The organism is Plantactinospora sp. B6F1 (assembly GCF_040120695.1).
Classification (GTDB): domain Bacteria; phylum Actinomycetota; class Actinomycetes; order Mycobacteriales; family Micromonosporaceae; genus Plantactinospora.
The window spans coordinates 77240-96671 of record NZ_JBEEAC010000004.1 but is presented as its reverse complement, the minus strand read 5'-3'; the positions used below and the strand labels follow the sequence as shown (position 1 = coordinate 96671).

Annotated in this window: 15 protein-coding genes; 3 read left to right on the top strand and 12 right to left on the bottom strand. The window is 73.6% G+C overall.

All coding sequences use genetic code 11. The features are described from left to right. Positions 1 to 79: 79 nt before the first annotated feature. The 4 genes from ABNF97_RS07855 to prmC form a co-directional block, all read right to left on the bottom strand. The gene (locus ABNF97_RS07855) at positions 80 to 2419 is read right to left on the bottom strand and encodes a transglycosylase domain-containing protein (RefSeq protein WP_349338101.1); all 2340 of its coding nucleotides are present in this window, start codon (positions 2417 to 2419) and stop codon (positions 80 to 82) included. Between the two features lie 218 nt (positions 2420 to 2637). Then, complete coding sequence (locus tag ABNF97_RS07850; protein ID WP_130462192.1) at positions 2638 to 3255, bottom strand: arsenate reductase/protein-tyrosine-phosphatase family protein; 618 nt, start codon at positions 3253 to 3255, stop codon at positions 2638 to 2640. Next, on the bottom strand, positions 3256 to 3918 hold the full coding sequence (locus tag ABNF97_RS07845; RefSeq protein ID WP_130465854.1) for an L-threonylcarbamoyladenylate synthase: 663 nt from the start codon (positions 3916 to 3918) through the stop codon (positions 3256 to 3258). Between the two features lie 59 nt (positions 3919 to 3977). Continuing rightward, positions 3978 to 4904: a peptide chain release factor N(5)-glutamine methyltransferase gene (prmC, locus tag ABNF97_RS07840; RefSeq protein ID WP_130462191.1), complete on the bottom strand. Its 927-nt coding sequence runs from the start codon at positions 4902 to 4904 to the stop codon at positions 3978 to 3980. A 173-nt stretch (positions 4905 to 5077) separates the two neighbouring features. On the opposite strand from prmC, the gene ABNF97_RS07835 reads away from it, so the two are divergent. Then, entirely contained in the window at positions 5078 to 6631 is a 1554-nt protein-coding gene (locus tag ABNF97_RS07835; protein WP_130462190.1) for a diguanylate cyclase domain-containing protein, read from the top strand. A gap of 79 nt (positions 6632 to 6710) precedes the next feature. Here ABNF97_RS07835 and prfA read toward each other — a convergent pair whose 3' ends face one another. Next, positions 6711 to 7799, bottom strand: a complete 1089-nt coding sequence (prfA, locus tag ABNF97_RS07830) for a peptide chain release factor 1 (RefSeq protein WP_130462189.1) — start codon at positions 7797 to 7799, stop codon at positions 6711 to 6713. A gap of 106 nt (positions 7800 to 7905) precedes the next feature. Further along, positions 7906 to 8130: a 50S ribosomal protein L31 gene (rpmE, locus tag ABNF97_RS07825; RefSeq protein WP_130462188.1), complete on the bottom strand. Its 225-nt coding sequence runs from the start codon at positions 8128 to 8130 to the stop codon at positions 7906 to 7908. A gap of 227 nt (positions 8131 to 8357) precedes the next feature. Between rpmE and ABNF97_RS07820 the strand changes: the two genes are divergently transcribed. Further along, positions 8358 to 9005 carry a hypothetical protein gene (locus tag ABNF97_RS07820; protein ID WP_349338100.1) on the top strand — a complete coding sequence of 216 codons (648 nt, stop codon included), beginning with the start codon at positions 8358 to 8360 and terminating at the stop codon, positions 9003 to 9005. A 72-nt stretch (positions 9006 to 9077) separates the two neighbouring features. Beyond that, the gene (locus ABNF97_RS07815; RefSeq protein ID WP_130462187.1) at positions 9078 to 9977 is read left to right on the top strand and encodes a phosphatase domain-containing protein; all 900 of its coding nucleotides are present in this window, start codon (positions 9078 to 9080) and stop codon (positions 9975 to 9977) included. A 246-nt stretch (positions 9978 to 10223) separates the two neighbouring features. On the opposite strand, the gene ABNF97_RS07810 is transcribed toward ABNF97_RS07815, so the two are convergent. The 6 genes from ABNF97_RS07810 to ABNF97_RS07785 all read right to left on the bottom strand — a co-directional run bounded on the left by ABNF97_RS07810 (position 10224) and on the right by ABNF97_RS07785 (position 19297). Next, on the bottom strand, positions 10224 to 13688 hold the full coding sequence (locus ABNF97_RS07810; RefSeq protein ID WP_130462186.1) for a phosphodiester glycosidase family protein: 3465 nt from the start codon (positions 13686 to 13688) through the stop codon (positions 10224 to 10226). A 225-nt stretch (positions 13689 to 13913) separates the two neighbouring features. Then, complete coding sequence (gene rho / locus ABNF97_RS07805) at positions 13914 to 15962, bottom strand: transcription termination factor Rho (RefSeq protein ID WP_349338099.1); 2049 nt, start codon at positions 15960 to 15962, stop codon at positions 13914 to 13916. A 298-nt stretch (positions 15963 to 16260) separates the two neighbouring features. Beyond that, positions 16261 to 17208: a homoserine kinase gene (thrB, locus tag ABNF97_RS07800; RefSeq protein WP_349338098.1), complete on the bottom strand. Its 948-nt coding sequence runs from the start codon at positions 17206 to 17208 to the stop codon at positions 16261 to 16263. A gap of 93 nt (positions 17209 to 17301) precedes the next feature. Next, positions 17302 to 17622: a type II toxin-antitoxin system antitoxin gene (locus tag ABNF97_RS07795; protein ID WP_349338097.1), complete on the bottom strand. Its 321-nt coding sequence runs from the start codon at positions 17620 to 17622 to the stop codon at positions 17302 to 17304. Positions 17623 to 17634: 12 nt separating this feature from the next. Then, positions 17635 to 18501, bottom strand: a complete 867-nt coding sequence (locus ABNF97_RS07790) for an SPFH domain-containing protein (RefSeq protein WP_349338096.1) — start codon at positions 18499 to 18501, stop codon at positions 17635 to 17637. Between the two features lie 142 nt (positions 18502 to 18643). After that, positions 18644 to 19297, bottom strand: a complete 654-nt coding sequence (locus tag ABNF97_RS07785) for a phosphodiesterase (RefSeq protein WP_130462181.1) — start codon at positions 19295 to 19297, stop codon at positions 18644 to 18646. Between the last annotated feature and the right edge of the window lie 135 nt (positions 19298 to 19432).

The following is a 19432-nucleotide window of genomic DNA, read 5'->3' as shown; positions in this document are numbered from 1 at the left end:
TGGGCCAGGTCCGAGTCTATGGGGGTGCCCGGGATGCCGCCCGACGACCTGCCGGCGCGCTCCTGCGAGTCAGGGCCGGTCAGCGGGGTGCGGGCGGGGTCGGTGGCACGACCACCGCCGGGCCGGGTGCGGTCGGCACCGGGCGTACCGGACGTGGCCCGGGGGCCGTGGGCCGGGGCGGCGCCGGGAGCGTCGGTCGGGGTACCACGGCGGTGGGCGCCGGGGCCGGCGGCGTCGGAACGGGCACCGGCGGGACCGGAGTGGGCGCCGGGGCGAACGGGTCCGGGCCCGGGCCGGCCGGGGCGGGACCGAGATCACCCGGGCCGTCGCCGAGGGCGATCTCCCGACCGGGCGGGGTGAAGTCCCGCCGGGGCTTGCCCGCCAGCGCGCTGGCCAGGGTGGTGGCGACCGCGGCGATGACCTTCCGCTGCACCGCCTGGCCGACCGCGTCGCTCGGGTCGTCCGGGTTGGCGGCGATGGCCGCCGCGGCGAGCTGCGGGGTGAACCCGACGAAGGTCTCCGTGGCGTACCCCTCGGCGCTGCCGGTCTTGCCGGCCACCGGCTGGTCACCGAGGATCCTCGCCACCTCCGGAGCGCTGCCGCCGTCACACCGGGCGTACGCCGACTGACCGCCGACCGGGCAACGGGCCGCGTCGGTCGCCGCCCGGGCCACCTCCACCTGGAGCATCTTCCCGCAGCTCGGCGCGGCGCCGGGCAGCGCCCGACCGGCGGGGTCGACGATCGAGAGCACCGGCAAGGGCTTGCAGTACCTTCCCTCGGCCGCCAGCGTCGCGTACGCGTTCGCCAGGTCCAGCGGGGTGGTGGCGGAGACGCCGAGGGTGAACGCCCCCCAGCCCTTCGCCCCGTACGTGGCCAGCCGGGCGTCGCTGTCGGCCCGGAACACGATGCCGAGCCGCTCGGCCATCCGTACCGCCCGGTCCGCACCGATCCGCTGTTGCAGCGCCACGAAGTAGGTGTTGACCGACCGGCCGAAGGCGGTCCACATGGTGCGGTAGCCGTTCATCCACGCCGGGTTGGCGTTGGCCGGGCACCAGTAGCCGCCGCAGGCCCGCGGCCCGTCGATCGGATAGCTGGTCACCAGCTGGGACGGCGCCACGTAGCCGGCGCTGAGCGGCATCCCCTGCTCCAGCGCCGCGAGCAGGGTGAAAATCTTGAACGTCGAACCCGCCTGGTAGCCGTCGATACCGCCGCCACCGGCGATCAACTGGTTGACGGTGTTCGGATGGTTGCGCTGCCCCGGCGGGTTGGGGTCGAGCGAGTAGTGCCGGTTGACCGCGAGCGCCAGTACCCGGCCGGTGCCCGGCTGCACCACGGCCATCGGCGCGGCCCGGCGGTCGGAGTAGTCGTAGACGGTCAGGATCTGCCGCAGCGCGGTGGCCTGGATCGCCGGGTCGAGTGAGGTGGTGATCCGGTAGCCGCCCCGGCGCAGCGTCCGCTGCCGCTCGTCGACGGTGAGCCCGAACGCCGGGTTCGCGTTCCACCACTGCCGGAAGTAGTCGCAGAAGAAGCCCCAGTCGGAACGCCCGTCCGGGATGCCGGCACAGTCGTTCGGCTCGGCACCGGGGCGCAGCCTGATCGGCTCCGCCTGGGCCCGGGTGGCGGTCTCGACGGGGACCACCCCGGTCTCGGCCATCTGGCCCAGCACGTAGCCCCGGCGTGCCAGGGCGGCGTCGGCGTTCCCGCCGATCGGGCTGTCCGTCTCCGGCGAGCGGAGCAGCCCGGCCAGCAGGGCGGCCTCGGCCAGCGTCAGCTGGCTGGCCGGCTTGGAGAAGTACCGCTGGCTGGCGGCGGCGACGCCGTACGCCCCGGCACCGAAGTAGGCGATGTTGAGGTAGCGGCCGAGGATCTCGTCCTTGCTGAGCCGGCGCTCCAGCGCGAGCGCGTACCGCATCTCCTGGATCTTGCGTCCGGGGCTGGTCTCGGTCGCCTCGGCGCGCTGCTCGGCGGTCAACCCCGGGTCGCTCTTGAGTACGTTGCGGACGTACTGCATGGTCAGCGTCGAGGCACCCTGACGTACCTCGCCACCCACCTGGTTCGCCACCACGGCCCGGAGTACGCCCCTGAGGTCGACGCCGCCGTGTGAGTAGAACCGGGCGTCTTCCGCCGCCACCGTCGCCTGCCGCATCACCTCGGCCACCTGGGACAGCGGCACGTTAGTCCGGTTCTCGTCGTAGAACGAGGTGATCGGGGTACGGCCGTCGCTGGCGAACAGATAGGAGCGCTGAGCGGTCGGCGGGGTACGCAGGTCCTGCGGCAGGTCCTCGTAGCGGGCGCCGATCGACTTCAGCCCCACCGCCGCGAGTACGGTGGCCGGCAGCGCGGCCGCGGCCAGGATCGTCCCGGCCAGGATGCCGGCCAGGGTCAGGGTCCAGAGCTGGCTCAGCCGCAGCCGGAGCATGCGTACCTCCCGGGCGGGACAGCGATCGACGCGACCCGGACGATTCGACCGGGCTCGGGGACCACGTCAGCCTGACGGCTGATTCCGGGCGGCGCACCCGTTTCCCGACAAACCGGCTCAGATTCACAAGTCGGAGTGACGACGGTCGGAGTGACCGCGGCGGTGCGGTCGAGCGGAGATCCGCGGGCCCCGCCACCGACTCCGGCGGCGGCGTGCGGTCAGGGCAGCAGCACGGCGGCGAGCGGCCCGACCGTCTCCTCGATCTCGTCGGCGACCCGGCTGAAGCACTGGTCGCCCCGGCCCCACGGGTCGTCGAGGTCGTCGCCGGGCAGCGGGGACGAGCCGCTCCGGGCCGCCGCCACCGCGGCCACCAGGGCGGTACCCCGGGCGTGCACCGCGTCCGGATCGGCGACGTCGGCCGGTGGCAGGGCCGCCGCGTCCACCGTGGGCAGCAGCCGGCCGAACTCGCCGAGCACGAAGGTGCGGTCGGCGGCGTCGGGCCGCAGCGCCACGACGTACTCCTGCTGGTCGGCGGTTGCGGTCAGCACCAGGTCGGCCGCGTCGATGTGCTCCGAGCGGAGCTTGCGGGCGCCGAAGTCGGCGGCGTCACCGCCCCGGGACCGCACCTGCCGGGCGGCCGGCGGGTTCATCTCCTCACCCGCGTGCCAGCCGCCGGTGCCGGCGCTGTGGCTGTGCACCAGGCGGTCGACGTCGTCCGGGTCCGCCGCTCCCCGCCGGGCCAGCCGTTCGCGTACGGCCAGCGCGAGCAGCCGCTCCGCCATCGGCGACCGGCAGATGTTGCCCAGGCAGACGTGCAGGACCGTGAAGGGCGGCACTCAGGACACCCGCCCCTGGATGTCCGGTGCCCCCTGGATGTCGGGCACGACGTCCCGGAGCTTTTCCAGCGGGATCGCGCCCTGGCGCAGCACCCGGCACACCTCACCGGTGGCGTCGACGATGGTGCTCGGCACCGGCTCCGGACACGGCCCGGCCTCCAGGTAGGCCCGGACCGCGTAGCCGAGCTGCTCGCGCGCCTCCTCGGCGGTCACCGCCGCCGGCTGGCCGGTCTTGTTCGCCGACGAGACGGCCATCGGGCCGGTCTCCCGGAGCACCTCCAGGGCGACCGGGTGCAGCGGCATGCGTACCGCCACGGTGCCGCCGGTGTCCCCGATGTCCCACTGCAGGCTGGGCGAGTGCTCGACCACGATGGTCAGCGCACCGGGCCAGAACGCGTCGGCCAGGTCCCGGGCGCTGCTCGGCAGCATGAAGACCAGCCCGTCCAGCGTCCGCCGGGAGCCGACCAGCACCGGCGGCGGATGCTGCCGGTCCCGGCCCTTCGCGTTGAGCAGCGCCTTGACCGCGTACGGGGTGAAGGCGTCCGCGCCGATCCCGTAGACCGTGTCGGTCGGGATCACGACCAGCTCGCCGTTCTTGACCGCCTCGACGGCCGCGGCGATGCCTCGGTCCCGGTCCGCCACCGACCGGCAGTCGTAGAGCATCACGGGGAGCCAGTCTGCCACGCCGGAGCGCCCACCGTGGCACGGGGACTTCCAGCCGGTCACGAACGGGCGTCGGCGCGGCGGGCGGTGGCGAACCTGGGCCGCCCGACCAGGTCCGGATGCTCCTCGATCCCGACGAACCGGCCGTCGGCACGCAGCAGCTCGGGAACGGCCGTACCGTGCGTGTCGTCGTGCTCGACCCCGAACGCCCCGCCCGGGCGCAGCAGCCGGGCGGCACGGTCCCGCACCAGCCGGATCACGGCGAGCCCGTCCGGGCCGCCGAAGACCGCGTCCGCCGGGTCGTGTCCGGCCACGTCCGGCGGTACGGGGGTGCCGTCCGGCACGTACGGCGGGTTGCAGAGCAGCACGTCCACCCGCCCGACGTACCCGGCCAGCAGTTCCGGGTCGGCCACGTCCCCGGCCACCACCTCGATCGGCGGGTCACCGGCACCGGCCCGCTCGGCGGCGTTGCGGCGCAGCCACTCCAGTGCCGCGGCGGACCGCTCGACCGCGACCACCCGGGCCCCGGGCACCTCGGCGGCGACCGAGAGCGCGATCGCACCGCTGCCGCTGCACAGGTCGACCACCACCGGCCCGCCGCCGGCCGGGTCGACACCGGCCCGCCGGGCCTGCTCGACTCCCCAGCCGGCAAGCAACTCGGTCTCCGGCCTCGGGACGAAGACCCCCGGCCCGACCGCCAGCTCCAGGTACCGGAACGCGGCCGAGCCGAGCAGGTGCTGCAGCGGCTCGTGCCGAGTACGTCGCTCGACCAGCTCCGCCAGCCGGTCCCGCTGCTCCGGACCGAGCGGGCCGGCCACGGCCAGCGCACCGCGCGACACGCCGAGGACGTACGCCAGCAGAAGTTCCGCCTCGGCGCGGGCCGGGCCGACACCGGCCCGGGCCAGCGCGGACGTCGCCGCCGCGAGCGCGACCGAGGGTCGGGTCGGCTCTGTCGCCGCAGGGGGGTGCCGGGGAATACGCGTCACGACATAATCATGGGACGTCGGCCGGGAATCATCGCGTCGCGGGCGCGTTTCCACCCCGGAACGACTGGGTGCTCGGACCGGCCGGGCGTCCCCGGAGGGCACCGTGCCTCCGGGCGACCTGCCGACTCCTTCACTCCGACGGGGGCTGGCTGGCGAAGCGATGGAGGTTGTGCGTGAGTTGGCTCGACCGGGTCGGTGACCGGGCCGAGGAGTTGAGACACGCCCGTTCCCTGATGGAGAGCAGTCGATCCGCCGAGGCCTGTCTGATCTTCGAGCGGGTGATCGGCACCACCGACGACCCGTACTCCCGGGCCGACGCGTTGCTCCAGCGGCTCTCCGCGATCCTCAACCTGGGCCGGACCGCCGAGTACACCCGATCGGTGGAGTTGGCCTTCGACGCCGCCCGGGACCTGCCCGAGCCGTACCTGCACGGCCACCTGCACGCCCTGGCCGCGCTCGCCGCGCAGAACCAGGGCGCGCTGGACCGCTGCGTCACCCACCTGGTCCGGGGCGCCCGGGCGCTCGGCTCGGTGGAGGAGCCCGACCGGGAGACCGCCTGGGGCTGGCACGACCTGGCGATGGCCTACTCCTACCTCAGCTTCCACGGCTACGCGCTGGGCGCGATAGAGCGGGCCCGCCGGCTCGGGCTGGCCGTCGGCATACCCCAGGAGACCTTCGCGGCGCCCGGCATCCGGTTGCGCAACGCGGTGGCGCTGGACCACCACGGGGACAGCGACGGCTGCCTGCGGGTGCTCCGGGACGTCGGCGCGGACCTGGAACGGTTCGTCGAGGCCGGCACCGCGGGCCGGGTCCGGCCGAGCAGCCGGGCGGCGTACGGGTACGCCCTCGCCCGGCAGGCCGCCCTCGGCGGCACGGCCGGCCGGCCGGCCGTGCCGGAGCTCGACCCCGACTGGCTGCTCGGCAACGGCGGGGACAGTGCGCGGGCCCGGGACATGCGGCAGCTCGGCGGGGCGTGCCTGGCGATCGCGGCCGGTCGCCCCGCCGAGGCGCTGTCCCGGCTGGAGACCGTGCACGTCTCGGCCGAGACGTTGGGCGCGGCCGAGCACGCCCGACTCTCCAGCCTGGCCTACGCCGGGCTCGGCGACCACGCGGCGGCGCACCGGGCCGACCGGTACGCGTTCCGGCTGGCGACCCAGCGCAACGACCGGCTCCGGGACGTCTACGTGGACGGCATAGCGGCCCGGATCGAGCACGAGGAGATGCGTCGGGAGGCGGCCCGGCACGAGGGCGAGGCGCTGACCGATCCGCTCACCGGGCTGCCGAACCGCCGCCGGCTCGAACGGTACGTCGCCGCCATGGTCGCCCGGGGCGAGCGGGCGGCGGTCGGCGTGGTCGACCTCGACGGCTTCCGGGCGGTGAACGCCTCGCACGGCCGGCACTCGGGTGACCTGGTCCTGCAACGGATCGCCGGGGTGATCAACCGGGTGATGCGACGCGGCGACTTCGTGGCCCGGTACGGCGGCGACGAGTTCGTGGTGGTGCTGCCCGGCGCCGGGATGACCGAGGCGGGCGAGGTGGGCCGGCGGATCAGTGCGGCGGTCGCCGCCGAGGAGTGGGAGTCGATCGTCCCGGACGCCCCGGTCGGGGTGAGCGTCGGCTTCGCCGAGGTGCACGGCTCGGGCGCCGGGCTGCGGGACGCGCTGCGCCGCGCCTTCGAGCTCGCCGGCCGGAAGATGCCGCCGGCCAGGACAGCGACGACGCCGTGAGTGCGGCCCGCCCGGCGAGCCGGGCGGGGCTCAGCGGCGGGCCAGCTCCGTCTCGCCAGCCAGCCTGGCCGGGCGGGGCTCAGCGGCGGGCCAGCTCCGTCTCGCCAGCCAGCCTGGCCGAGCGGTCCGCCTCGGCCAGCGCGTCCAGCACACCGTCCAGCTCTCCGGCGAGGGCCAGGTCGAGGTTGTACGCCGTGTAGCCGATCCGGTGATCGGTGATCCGGTTCTGCGGGAAGTTGTACGTCCGGATCCGCTCGGACCGGTCGACGGTACGCACCTGGGAGCGGCGGGCGTCCGAGGCGGCGGCGTCGGCCTGCTCCTGCGCGTTGGCGAGCAGCCGGGCCCGGAGGATCCGCATCGCCTGCTCCCGGTTCTGCAACTGGGACTTCTCGTTCTGGCAGGAGACCACGATCCCGGTCGGCAGGTGGGTGATCCGCACCGCCGAGTCGGTGGTGTTCACCGACTGCCCGCCCGGCCCGGACGACCGGAACACGTCGATCCGCAGCTCGTTCGGGTCGATGGTGACGTCGACGTCCTCGGCCTCCGGCAGCACCAGCACGCCGGCCGCGCTGGTGTGGATCCGCCCCTGGGACTCGGTCACCGGCACCCGCTGCACCCGGTGCACGCCGCCCTCCCACTTGAGCCGGGACCAGACCCCGTTGCCGCCCTCCGGCACGCCCTTCGCCTTGACCGCGAGCGAGACGTCCTTCACTCCGCCCAGGTCGGAGTCCTGCGCGTCGAGCACCTCGGTCGTCCAGCCGTGCCGTTCGGCGTACCGCAGGTACATCCGGAGCAGGTCACCGGCGAAGAGCGCCGACTCCTCGCCGCCCTCGCCGGCCTTGATCTCCAGGATGACGTCCTTGCCGTCATGCGGGTCGCGCGGGATGAGCAGTTCGGCGAGCCGGGCCTCCAGGGCGGGCAGCGCCGCGGCCAGCGACTCCGCCTCGGCCGTGAACGACGGCTCCTCGGCGGCCAGTTCGCGGGCGGCGGCGAGGTCGGCACGGGCCTGCTCCAGCTCGCCGGCGGCCTTGTACAGCGGGGTCAGCTCGGCGAACCGGCGACCCACCCGGCGGGCGGTGGCCTGGTCACCGTGGATCGTCGGGTCGGCGAGCCGCCGCTCCAGCTCCGCGTACTCGTCGAGAAGGCCGGCCAGCCGATCGCCGCTCATGCGCGTACTCCCTCTGCTTTCGAACACGGGTGGTGGAAAGGGCCGGGAAACGGCACGACGGCGCCCGCCCCCGGCGACGAACCGGAGGCGGGCGCCGTCGACGCGGCTACTTGGCCTTCTTGGCCTGAACCTTGGCGTACTTCTGCTGGAACTTGGCGACCCGGCCGGCGGTGTCGAGCACGCGCTGCTTACCGGTGTAGAACGGGTGGCAGGCGCTGCAGGTCTCGACGTGGATCGAGCCGCCCTTCGCCGTGCTGCGGGTCGTGAAGGTGTTGCCGCACGAGCAGGTGACCTCGGTGCTCACGTACTCGGGGTGGATGTTGGGCTTCATGTCGCCTCGGTCCTTTCGTGGATGGTCGCCGGGTCGCCGTCGGCGTCCGTCGGCCGCGACACGCGCGTCGCGGGGCGGTGACAGACTCGGGCGTGAACCGGAACCGGTGGCCGACTGACCAGTGTGCCATGGCGGCGGACCGCCAACGAAATCGGGCTGCACACCTGATTCCGTGACGGATAACGTCACTCCTCCCTCCCGCATTCCCATCCCGGAAGGCACACCCCGTGGTGACGTCCACCGTGCTCGTCGAGATCGTCTATCCGGCGAACCGGATCGTGCTCGACTACGACAACTTGGACGACCTGGTGCTGCTCGGCACCGTGGAGATCGCCACCGGGCGCAGTTCCGGCCCGGAGACGGTGCCGGGCTGGCCCGGTCCGGTGGTCGAGCGGCTGCCCTACCGCACCCTGGCCGAGGCGTTGGCCGCACCGGTCCGGGACGGCCGGGAAGGGCTGGTGGTGCACTGGCCGGACACCGACGAGCGGGTCAAGATCAAATATCCGGAGTACCTCCTGCTGCACCGGCTGACCTTCGGGCTCAACGCCCGGGTCGTCTGGGAGTACCTGGTCACCGGGCAGGACCTCTCGGCCCGGGTAGCGCCGCTGCCGGACGAGTTCCACCGTTGGGTCTCCTCCGTCGGGGCCGAGCTGACCGCGACCGTCGAGGCCCGGGCCGCGAAGATCGAGCAGGCGTACGGTGAGCTCGTGGCCGGGCTGCCGGCCGGATGGACCCGGCGCGACTTCGCCGAGCGGGTCGGCCGGCACCCGGAGCGCGCCCTCCTCTTCCTGCGCCTCGACGGCCGCGACTACCGCCCGCGGCTCTGGCAGCAGGCCCGGCCTTCGGCGGACTGGACGCCTCAGCACCGGGGGTGAACCGGTCCCGAGGTCCGTGCGGAAGCTCGCTCGACAGGGATCATGATGGCGACGAGCGGAGCAAGGAGAGACATGACCCGACTGATCGTCACCCGCGGGCTGCCCGCCTCCGGGAAGACCACCTTCGCCCGGAAGCTGCAACCCGGGGTGGTCCGGGTGAACCGGGACGACCTGCGCCGGATGCTGCACGGCGAGCGGCTCTTCACCCAGCGGGCCGAGGGTCAGGTCACCGCCGTGCAGCGGGCCCAGGTCGAGGCGCTGCTACGGGCCGGGGCGGACGTCTGCGTCGACGACACCAACCTGCGCTCCCGGACGGTGCGGGACTGGGCACAGCTCGCCGCCCGGTTCGGCGCCGCATTCGAGGTGCACGACTTCACCGACGTACCGGTGGACGAGTGCGTCCGACGCGACGCCGAGCGGCCCGAGCAGGACCGGGTCGGCGAGGAGGCGATCCGGCGGCTGCACGAGCGCTACCTGGCCGGGCGGGCACTGCCGCTGCCGGTACCGACCGCCGAGCCGGGCGGGCCGGCGGCCGTCTACAGCCCGCCGTCGGAGGAGGCACCGGAGATCGTCCTGGTGGACATCGACGGCACGGTGGCGCTGCTCTCGGGGCGCAGCCCGTACGACATGACCCGGGTCGGCGAGGACCAGCCCAACACCGCCGTCATCTCGGCGGTCCGGGCCATGCACGCCGCCGGCTACGGGGTGGTCTTCTGCACCGGGCGGGACGCGTCCTGCCGGGAGCCGACCGAGCAGTGGCTGGCCGAGCACGTCGGGGTGCCATACCTGGCCCTGCACATGCGGGCCGTCGGCGACCAGCGACGCGACTCGGTGGTCAAGCGGGAGATCTTCGACCGGGAGATCCGCGACCGCTACCGGGTCGTCGGGGTCTTCGACGACCGGATGCAGGTGGTCAAGATGTGGCGGGCCCTCGGCCTGACCGTCTTCCAGGTCGCCGAGGGCGACTTCTAGCCCGTCGCCCCCACGTCCACCCGCCGCTGACGGTCACCCGTTGCTGACGGTCGCCCGTTGCTGACGGTCGCCCGTTGCTGACGGTCGCCCGTTGCTGACGGTCACCCGCCCCTGACCTGGACGCCAGATGCGCTATCGCTGCCGAATTGCGCCTCTGGCGTCCAGGTCCACCCGCGTGCTGAGCATGCGGAGGGGTGAGCGTGGGGGGAGCGCCACCCGCGTCCGCCGCTCGCCCGGTGCGCCGCGCTAGCGGCGGGTGAGTGGGATGGTCGCCCGGGTGGTCACCCCGTTGACGGTGACGGCGAGTTGGACCGTGGCGCCGGGGCGCAGCGCGGTCAGCCGCCCGGTCGCCGGGTCGAACCAGGCGGCGTGCCAGGGCCGCACGCCGCGTACCGGTCCGACGTGCAGGTTCGCCGATCCCGACCAGTCGGCCGAGAGCGGGGCGGCGACCGGCACCTGCCGGCCACCCGGCTGGGTCACCGTGGCGGTGACCGCGACCGCCGAACCCGCCGGCAGCGTCTCCGGGACGGCCAGGGCGAGCTGGTCCACGTGCGCCCGGGTCTGCGCGCTCACCCACTCCGGCCCCTCGGCCAGCGGGTCGCGCCGGGCCGCCGCCGCCTCGGCCGGACTCACCGGGTCGACCCCGAACATCGTCCAGCCGCTGAACCCGCCGAGGTGCGGCGCGGTGGAGGGGTTCTTGCCGGCGTTGCCGTTGATCAGGTACGGCACCCCGTCGACCCGGTCGGCGGAGAAGCTGCCGACGTGCGCACCGACGAAGAGCGCCCCCTTGCCGGTCCCGCTCTGGAACTCGGCGAGCCATCGCTCCAGCAGCGCCGCCTCCTTGCGGTCGCCGAGCTGGCTGGCCCGGGCCGGCGTCGGGTCCCGGGGCGCGTGGTGCTGCAACACCACCACCGAGCCGACCGCCGGGTCCCGGGCGGCACCGTCCAGGGCGGTACGCAGCGCGCGTACCTGCCCGAAGCCGCCGCCGCGCAGGCTGCCGGTGGAGGTGTCCAGGGTGACGAACCGGGTCCGGGTGCCGCCCCGGCGGGGGGCGTGGTCGAAGACCCGGTAGGTCTGCCCGAAGACCGACCGGAAGTTCGTGATCGGGGCGCCCATGATCTCGTGGTTGCCCGGCACGTAGTGGTACGGCAGCGTGCCGCCCAACTCCTCGTCCAGGATCTGTTTGGCCAGGGCGAAGTCCTCCGGATAGCCGGTGTCCACGAAGTCCCCGTTGATCACCAGGAAGTCCGGCCGGGCCGCCTTCACCTCGCGCAGCGTACGGCGGGCCTGGGCGACCAGGTCACTGTCCGGGTTCGCGGCGACGAACTGTGCGTCGGAGAGCACCGCGAAGCGCCAGGGTGCCCGGTCGACGGTGCCGTCGGTCAGCACCACCCGGTCGGTGCGGAGCGGCTCGGCGGGCACGTCCACTTCGGCCGGTACCCGGGCGACGATGTCGTCGATCACCACCTCCCCGGTGTACGCCGCCGCCGCGTCGGTCTCGGCCACGTAGAACCGCCGGATCCGCACCGGGTACACCACGCCGGCCGGTACGGCCAGCTCGACGTAGCGCCAGCCGGTCCAGTCCAGGTACGGGCCGCGCAACACGTGCTGCTGGTCGAGCGCGTCGTGCAGGTGCAGGCTGGGCCACTCGCCGTTCCCGCTGGCGTGGATCCACATCCCGAACGACTGCGGCTGCCCGGCCACCGGAATGTACGCGGGCGGGTCGGCGTACGCGGCCCGGGTGCCGGTGGACTGGCCGAAGTCGTACGACAGCTTCAGGCCGGTGCCGGTGCGGCCCGGCGCCGGGGTCGCCGAGCCGGTGGCCCGGGCGGCGCTGAACCGCCAGCTCGCCGCGTCGTCGAACATCGCCACCGGTACGTCGGTGAGTCCGACCGTCACCGGCAGCACGGTGCTGGCCGCGCCGACGCGTACCGTGACCAGGGCGGCCCCACTGTCCACCTTGGCCCGCACGGCGAGGCTGCCGTCGGCGGCCGGGGTGACCTCCAGCAGGTCCCGGTCGTACTCCAGGCGCAGGTCGGCCGCCTCGATCGGCGCGATGTTCCCCTCGGCGTCGTAGCCGACCACTCCGAACGAGCCGGTGCCGCCGGCGCCGGCCAGCCCGACCTTGTCCACGGTGCCGTCGATCCGGGTCAGCGGGCCGAGCACGGTCAGCGGCAGTTCGCCCTTTGCCCGGCCCCGGAACGCGGTGACGGTCACCTCGCCGGACCGCCGGGCCCGGAAGACTCCGGTCCGGTCGACGCTGCCCCGGGACGCCGGTTCGGCCCGCCAGTGCGGCGTGCCGGCCGCCGGGCCGTAGGTCTCGTCGTAGCCGGCCGCCGAGAGCCGCCGGGTCAGCCCGGGAAAGACCCGGTCCGGGCGCCCGCCGCGCACCGGCCCGACGCCCGGCGCGGCCGCCGGGTCGAGCAGGGTCTTCACCCAGTACGCCCGCAGCCGTCCGCTGCCCTGCGGCGCGTAGAGCGCGAGCCCGTTCGGCACCGGTCGCTCGGAGCCGTCCGACGGGCTGTTCTCGACCCGTACCGCCGGCTGGCCCGGTTCCCGGGCGAGCAGCGTCGAGGAGCCGCCACCGTCGAGGTTGAGTGCGTCGTGCGCGCCGAGTTCGGCCATCATCCGGCCCAGTTCGGTCAGGGTCACACCCCGGCTGTCCGCCTGCCGTCCGTCCACTGTGATCAGAATCATCTTCCGGCCGTCGGCGGAGAACCCGACCGCGGTCCGGGGTTCGGGGTTCACGTCGCCGATCTCCTGCGGTACCCCGTCGCGGACCAGTACCCGGTTGCCGCCGACCGCGGCGTGCAGGGTGCTGCCGTCGGAGGGCTTCGGCGCGTACCGGAGGTCGACCGGGTCGCCGGGGCGCAGTGCGGCGAGCGCGTCGGCGCCGGCCTCCCGGCCGAGCAGTACCGTCGTACCGGCCGGGATCGGGCCGCTGCCGGCGGCCGGGGTGACCGTGCCGACCCGGCCGCCGATCAGGGTGACCTCGGTGACCCGGGTGGCGCCCTCGACCGCCCTGGTCCGGGGGTACGACCCCCAGAGCGGGGTGAAGACGCCGACGCCGCCGGCCGCGACCATGTTGTTGAACTGGGTGAGCGTCAGCGGTCCGCCCGGCAGGGTGGCGGTGCCGTCGAAGTGCACCTGGACCACCCGGCCCACGCCCTCGGCGGTCACCCCGACCGCCTCGTGGTGCCCGGCCACCGGCGACTGGATCAGTTCACCGCTCTGGATGCCGATCCCCTGGGCCGCGCCGGAGTTGTTGATGTCGAAGAAGTCCCCGTTCACCGCGGCCACCGCACCGGCCCGGTCGACCGCCCGGCGCAGCGGTTCGGCCCGGGCCACCTCGCCGGAGTTGACGTAGTCGACGGTGAGTCCGCCGGACAGGTCGGCGGTGAGCGCGTCGGCCCGGAGCCAGCCGTTGGCGTCGTACCGGTCGAAGGAGGTCAGGTCGAGGCCGGGCGCGACCGGCCGGGTCCGGGTGTCGGTCACGATCCCGTCGGCGGCGTCGGCCGGGACCGGCGCGGACGACGGTGCCGGGTACGACGAGGCGGCCGGGGCCTCCTCCGGCGCGGTGGCGGCGGCCGGAACGGGCCGGGACACCGTGCGCACCGGTTCGGCGTACGCCGGGACCGGGCTGGCGAGGGTGAGGGACGGCACCAGGAGCAGTAGCCCGGCGAGGCGGGCGGATCGGCGGCGGATCACCATGCCGGGTAGTCAACCGGACGACGTATAGAAGTTTCAATAGTTGCGGGTTGAACCGAAGGAAAATTCCACCAACCGGCGTCGGTCCGTGGCTCGCCGACGGGCACGGCGCGGAGAGCGACACGGGAGTGATCGACGTCCTGCTCCGCTGAAACCGGCCCGGAGACGCACGGTGGGGCCCGGCCGAGTTCGGCCGGGCCCCACCAACTGCTCAGGGTGCCGGAGGTGTCACTCCCCCGGCGTCGACTTCGCGATCTGCATCAGGAACTCGATGTTGGTCCGGGACTGCTTGAGCCGGTCCAGCAGCAGATCCAGCGCGGCCTGCGAGTCGAGCGAGTGCAGCACCTTGCGCAACTTGTGCGTGATCGCCAGCTCCTCCGGGGCCAGCAGGATCTCCTCCTTACGGGTGCCGGAGGTGTGGATGTCGATGGCCGGGAAGACCCGCTTGTCGGCGATCTTCCGGTCCAGCTTCAGCTCGGCGTTACCGGTGCCCTTGAACTCCTCGAAGATGACCGTGTCCATCACGGAACCGGTCTCCACCAGCGCGGTGGCGAGGATGGTCAGCGAGCCACCGTTCTCGATGTTCCGCGCCGCGCCCAGGAACCGCTTCGGCGGGTAGAGCGCGGTGGAGTCGATACCGCCGGACATGATCCGGCCGCTGGCCGGTGCCGCCAGGTTGTACGACCGGCCGAGCCGGGTCACCGAGTCGAGCAGTACGACCACGTCGTGGCCCAGCTCGACCAGGCGCTTGGCCCGCTCGATCGCCAGCTCGGCGACCGTGGTGTGGTCCTGCGGCGGGCGGTCGAAGGTGGCCGCGACAACCTCGCCCTTGACCGAGCGCTGCATGTCGGTGACCTCTTCGGGCCGCTCGTCGACGAGCACGACCATCAGGTGGCACTCCGGGTTGTTGTGGGTGATCGCGTTCGCGATCGCCTGCAACACCATGGTCTTACCGGCCTTCGGCGGCGACATGATGAGCGCCCGCTGACCCTTGCCGATCGGCGTCACCAGGTCGATGACCCGGGTGGTCAGGATGTGCGGCTCGGTCTCCAACCGGAGCCGCTCCTGCGGATAGAGCGGGGTCAGCTTGTAGAACTCGGGACGCCGCTTCGCCTCGTCCGGGTCCATCCCGTTGATGGTGTCGAGCCGGACCAGCGGGTTGTACTTGTCCCGCCGCTGCTCGCCCTCCCGGGCCGCGCGCACCGCGCCGGTGACCGCGTCACCGCGACGCAGGCCGTATTTCTTGACCTGGGACATCGACACGTAGACGTCGTTCGGGCCGGAGAGGTAGCCGGTGGTCCGGACGAAGGCGTAGTTGTCCAGTACGTCGATGATGCCGGCCACCGGGACGAGCACGTCGTCCTCGTTGACCTGCGGCTCCCGGCCGCCACCGCCCTCGCCGCTCTCCGCCCGGTCGCCGCGGCCCCGACGGCGGTCCCGGAAGCGACTCCGCCGGCTGCGCCGGCCGCCGCCCTCGCCGTCGTCGTCGCCGTCGTTGTCCCGGTCCGCCGAACGCTGGCCACGGTCGTTGCGCGACTCGCCGCGCTCGCCCCGGTCACCGCGCTCGTTGCGATCCCTGCGCGACTCGCCCCGGTCCGCGCGGTCTCCGCGCTCGCCACCGTCGGTCCGCTCGGCACCCTCGGCCCGGTCGCCACGCTCGCCGCGCTCGGCCCGGTCACCTCGGTCGCCGCGCTCGGCCCGGTCACCTCGGTCGCCACGCTCGGCCCGCTCGCCACGCTCGGCCCGCTCGCCGCGCTCGGCTCGGTCACCGCGCTCCGGCCGGTCGCCACGCTCGGCCTGCTCCGGGCGCTCGGTCCGCTCCGTCGGCACCGCCTCGGTATCCACCTCGGCGGTGGCGGCGGCCCGGCTGGACCGACGCGACGTGCGGGACCGACCATCGCCGCCAGCGGCGGCGGTGGCGGGTACCGGCTCGGCGGCCCGGCGCTCGCCGTCCGGCCGGTCGGCGCTGTCCCGCACCTCGGCCCGGACCTCCTCGCGAGCCGGGGCAGCCGCGGCCGACACCTCGGCGCGCGGGCGCGGCGCGCCGCCGCTCGCGGTGTTGGTGGCACCAGCCTGCCGTTCCGAGATGGCGGCGATCAGCTCGCCCTTGCGCATCCGGGCCGTACCGGAGATGCCGAGCGACGCGGCCAGGCTCTGCAACTCTGGCAGCAGCATCGCCGACAGCCCGGTGCCGGTCCGCCGACGACGGGTGGCGCCTGTGGTGGCTTCGCCAGCGACGTTGGAAACATCCGACGTCACGTCGGTGGTGTCGCTCAATGGATTCCTTCCCTCGATAAGGCCGGGGCTGCCCTTGGCCCGAAGTGCTGGCTGGCCGGGCGGCCTCGGTACACCCGTCTCGCTTGACGCGTCACGGGAGTCTGTAACACAGCAGCCGGTTGGTTTCCCGACCCACCAACATCGGCGGGTAGGTCTCGCCGCCTGCGGCGACCTGTGGAAACTGCGGTGCGGCGTAGACCTAGGCAGGGGTGAGACGGGCTGACCGCCGAAAGCTTCGGGGGTGCACCGACCCGCAGGAGTCGCATTGCTTCGCGGCTGTGCTAGGTCTAGAGCGTAATCAACTCTTCCGACCTGCGGCAACAGGGTCCCGCTCGGCGTGTTCCAGTCTACCCCCATCGACCCGGGCCCCGGCTACGTCTATCGGCAACCTTTGCGCGGTCCAGCCCATTCCCGCCTCGAAATCCTCGTCCTCGCTGGTGAACGCGAGAATCGACGGGCCGGCCCCACTGACCACAGCGGGCACACCAGCCGCACGCAACTCGGCCAGCCGGGCGGCGGTGCCCGGCATCCCGGCCGCCCGGTAGGACTGGTGCAGCCGGTCCTCGGTCGCCTCGAAGAGCAGCGCCGGATCGGTGGTCAGGGCGTGCACCAGCAGGGCGGCCCGGCCGGCGTTGCGGGCCGCGTCGGCGTGCGGCACCGTCGCCGGCAGCACCGCGCGGGCCGACGCGGTCAGCCCGCGCTCCTCGGGTACGAAGACCGTGGCCCGGACCTGCGGCGCGACCGGCAACCGGACCGCCCGGGCCGGACCGCCCGCCTCCGTCCAGGCGATGGTGAACCCGCCGAGCAGGCACGGGGCAACATTGTCCGGGTGTCCTTCCACCTCGGCCGCCAGGCGCAGCGCCGCCGCGTCGTCGAGTCGGCCCGGCCCGTCCGCCACCAGCGCCCGGGCCAGTTGGATCCCGGCGACGATCGCCGCCGACGAAGATCCCAGGCCGCGCGCCTGGGGGATCCGGTTGACGCACTCCACGACCAGTCCCGGCGGCTGTACGCCGAGGGCGTCGAAACCGGCCCGCATGGCCCGGACCACGAGATGATCCTCGCCGACCGGCAACTCTCCGGCACCTTCCCCGGTCACCTCGACCCGGCAGCCGCTCGGCGCCGTACGGGCGCTGACATCGTCGTAGAGCGCCAACGCCAGACCCAGGGCGTCGAAGCCCGGGCCGAGGTTGGCGCTGGTCGCCGGCACCCGGACCCGGACCGGTTCGGAAACGAAAGTCGGCCGCATCGGCTCATGCTAGGCGGCCGGTGGCCGGCATCGGGTTGCGCGGTCCGGGCGCTGGGACGGCGTCGACCGTCCCGGCGCCCCGGGGAGTACCGGTCAGGCCGGCGCGGGGTCGTCCGGGCCGGCACCGTCCGGGTCCGCTCCCGCCAACGGCTCGCCGTCCGGTCCCGAGCTGTACGACCCGGTCGGGCCGGGCCCGGCCGGGTCCGACCCCGCGCCGTCCGACCCCGAGCCGTCCAGTCCGGCCGGAACACCGCGCCGGGCCGGCCTGACCGTCCGGCCGGCCGAGCGCAGCGCCAGTCGGAGGGCGTACTCGATCTGGGCGTTGACGCTGCGGATGTCGTCCGCGGCCCATCGTGCGATCGCCTCGTAGACCTGCGGGTCGAGCCGGAGCAGGAGCTTCTTACGTTCCGCCATGAGGGCGCGACACTATCCGTAGAGGGAGCCGGTGTTCACCACCGGCTGAGCGGCCCGGTCACCGCAGAGCACGACCAGCAGGTTCGCCACCATCTGCGCCTTCCGTTCCTCGTCCAACTCGACCACGTGCTCCTCGCGCAGCCGGTCCAGGGCGTTCGAGACCATGCCGACCGCACCTTCGACAATCTTGAACCGGGCACCCACGATCGCACTCGCCTGCTGCCGGGCGAGCATCGCCTGGGCGATCTCCGGGGCGTACGCCAGGTGGGTGGTCCGGGACTCCAGCACCTCCACGCCGGCCAGTTCGACGCGTTCGCGCAGCTCGGAGGTCAACTCGTCGCTGACCACCGCGCTGTCCCGCAGGCTGGCCCGGCCCGAGTCGTGCGCCTCGTACGGGTAGCTGGTGGCCAGGTGCCGGACGGCCGCCTCGGACTGCACGGCGACGTACTCGACGTGGTCGTCGACCGCGAAGGCGGCCTTGGCGGTGTCGACCACCTGCCACACCACGACGGCGGCGATCTCCACCGGATTGCCGTCGGCGTCGGAGACCTTGAGCCGGGCGGTCTCGAAATTACGTATCCGGAGCGTGACCTTCTGCCGCGCCGTCAACGGCCAGGTCCACTGGAGCCCGGCCTGCCGGATGGTCCCCACGTAGCGGCCGAAGAACTGCACCACCTGCGCCTCGTTCGGGTTGACCACGGTGTATCCGGTCGCCACCACCGCACCGACCAGGGCGTAGCCGACGGTGACCACGGTGATCCGGGAATCCAGGCCCGGTTCGCCGAACGCCGGCATGACGATCGCGATTCCGATGCCGGCCAGCACCAGCATGATCGCGGTGGGAATGAACCCCGAGATCCGGAAGGCGGCTCGTTCCATGACATCTCCCTGCTAGCGATGTGATATCATGAGGATATCCGGGCAACGCCTCCGCGTCGAGCCCGGCGGGCTCAGGTAGAGGTCAGGCAGGTTCAGGTGAGGCCAAGCGGGTTCAGGTGAGGCCAGGGGAGCTCAGCTGCGGTCAGGAGAGCCGGGTCTGGTCCTCGGCGGCGCCCCGCGCCCGCTGGGAGGAGGCGTAGCTGTTGACCCGCAGCCACTGGAGCAGTCCCCTGGGCCGCAGCTCCGAACCGTGCCGGCCGGCCGGGTCGAAGGCGAGCGCGGCGTCGGTCTCCGCGGGCAGCCGGGTGCCGAAGACGACGTGGCCGAAGGTCCGCCACGGGCCGCGTACCCCGGCTGCCAGCAGGTTCAGCCGGGCCCCGGCACGGGCGGCGAGGTCGGCCACCTCGTCGAGGGAACTCCCGAGGGGACCGTCGGCACACGCCAACAGGTACGTCCGACGCCCGTCGAACCGGTACGCCAGCAGACTCCCGTACGGCCCGGCGAAGTCGCGGCGCGGCACGGGCAGGTGCCGCAGCAGCGGCGGCCGACCGGTACTGGACAGGAGCAGATCGAAGGGGCCACCGGCGAGGTGCAGCCGGACGGCGAGCCCCAGCAGGTCCGGCCAGCCCTCCGGAGTCGGGGTGCCCCGGGAGAGCCGTACCGTCCCCGGGTACCGCCCGGAGCCGCCGGCCAGACCGTCGGCGAGCGGACCCGAGAGCTCGACATCGCCGGTGAACGAGATCCCACGCGGATGCAGCAGCCGACCGCCGCGCCACCGCGCGAGGCGGTTGCTCACCCGAACGCCCGTCACCGTGTCGATACCCCCACCTACCCCCGCAGGCCCCAAATACTCACCGTCGTCGCGTCGCTCCCAAAGGATGCGCGGCCGCTCCTTCCCGGAAGCGACCACTCCTTCCCGGAAAGAGGCGCC

Excerpts from the sequence above, each read along its gene's own strand:
- ABNF97_RS07795 (WP_349338097.1), bottom strand. The coding sequence starts at position 17,622 with ATGGCGGAACGTAAGAAGCTCCTGCTCCGGCTCGACCCGCAGGTCTAC.
- rpmE (WP_130462188.1), bottom strand. The coding sequence starts at position 8,130 with ATGAAGCCCAACATCCACCCCGAGTACGTGAGCACCGAGGTCACCTGC.
- ABNF97_RS07810 (WP_130462186.1), bottom strand. The coding sequence starts at position 13,688 with ATGGTGATCCGCCGCCGATCCGCCCGCCTCGCCGGGCTACTGCTCCTG.
- ABNF97_RS07845 (WP_130465854.1), bottom strand. The coding sequence starts at position 3,918 with ATGCTCTACGACTGCCGGTCGGTGGCGGACCGGGACCGAGGCATCGCC.
- ABNF97_RS07815 (WP_130462187.1), top strand. The coding sequence starts at position 9,078 with ATGACCCGACTGATCGTCACCCGCGGGCTGCCCGCCTCCGGGAAGACC.
- prfA (WP_130462189.1), bottom strand. The coding sequence starts at position 7,799 with ATGAGCGGCGATCGGCTGGCCGGCCTTCTCGACGAGTACGCGGAGCTG.
- thrB (WP_349338098.1), bottom strand. The coding sequence starts at position 17,208 with ATGCGGCCGACTTTCGTTTCCGAACCGGTCCGGGTCCGGGTGCCGGCG.
- ABNF97_RS07790 (WP_349338096.1), bottom strand. The coding sequence starts at position 18,501 with ATGGAACGAGCCGCCTTCCGGATCTCGGGGTTCATTCCCACCGCGATC.
- ABNF97_RS07855 (WP_349338101.1), bottom strand. The coding sequence starts at position 2,419 with ATGCTCCGGCTGCGGCTGAGCCAGCTCTGGACCCTGACCCTGGCCGGC.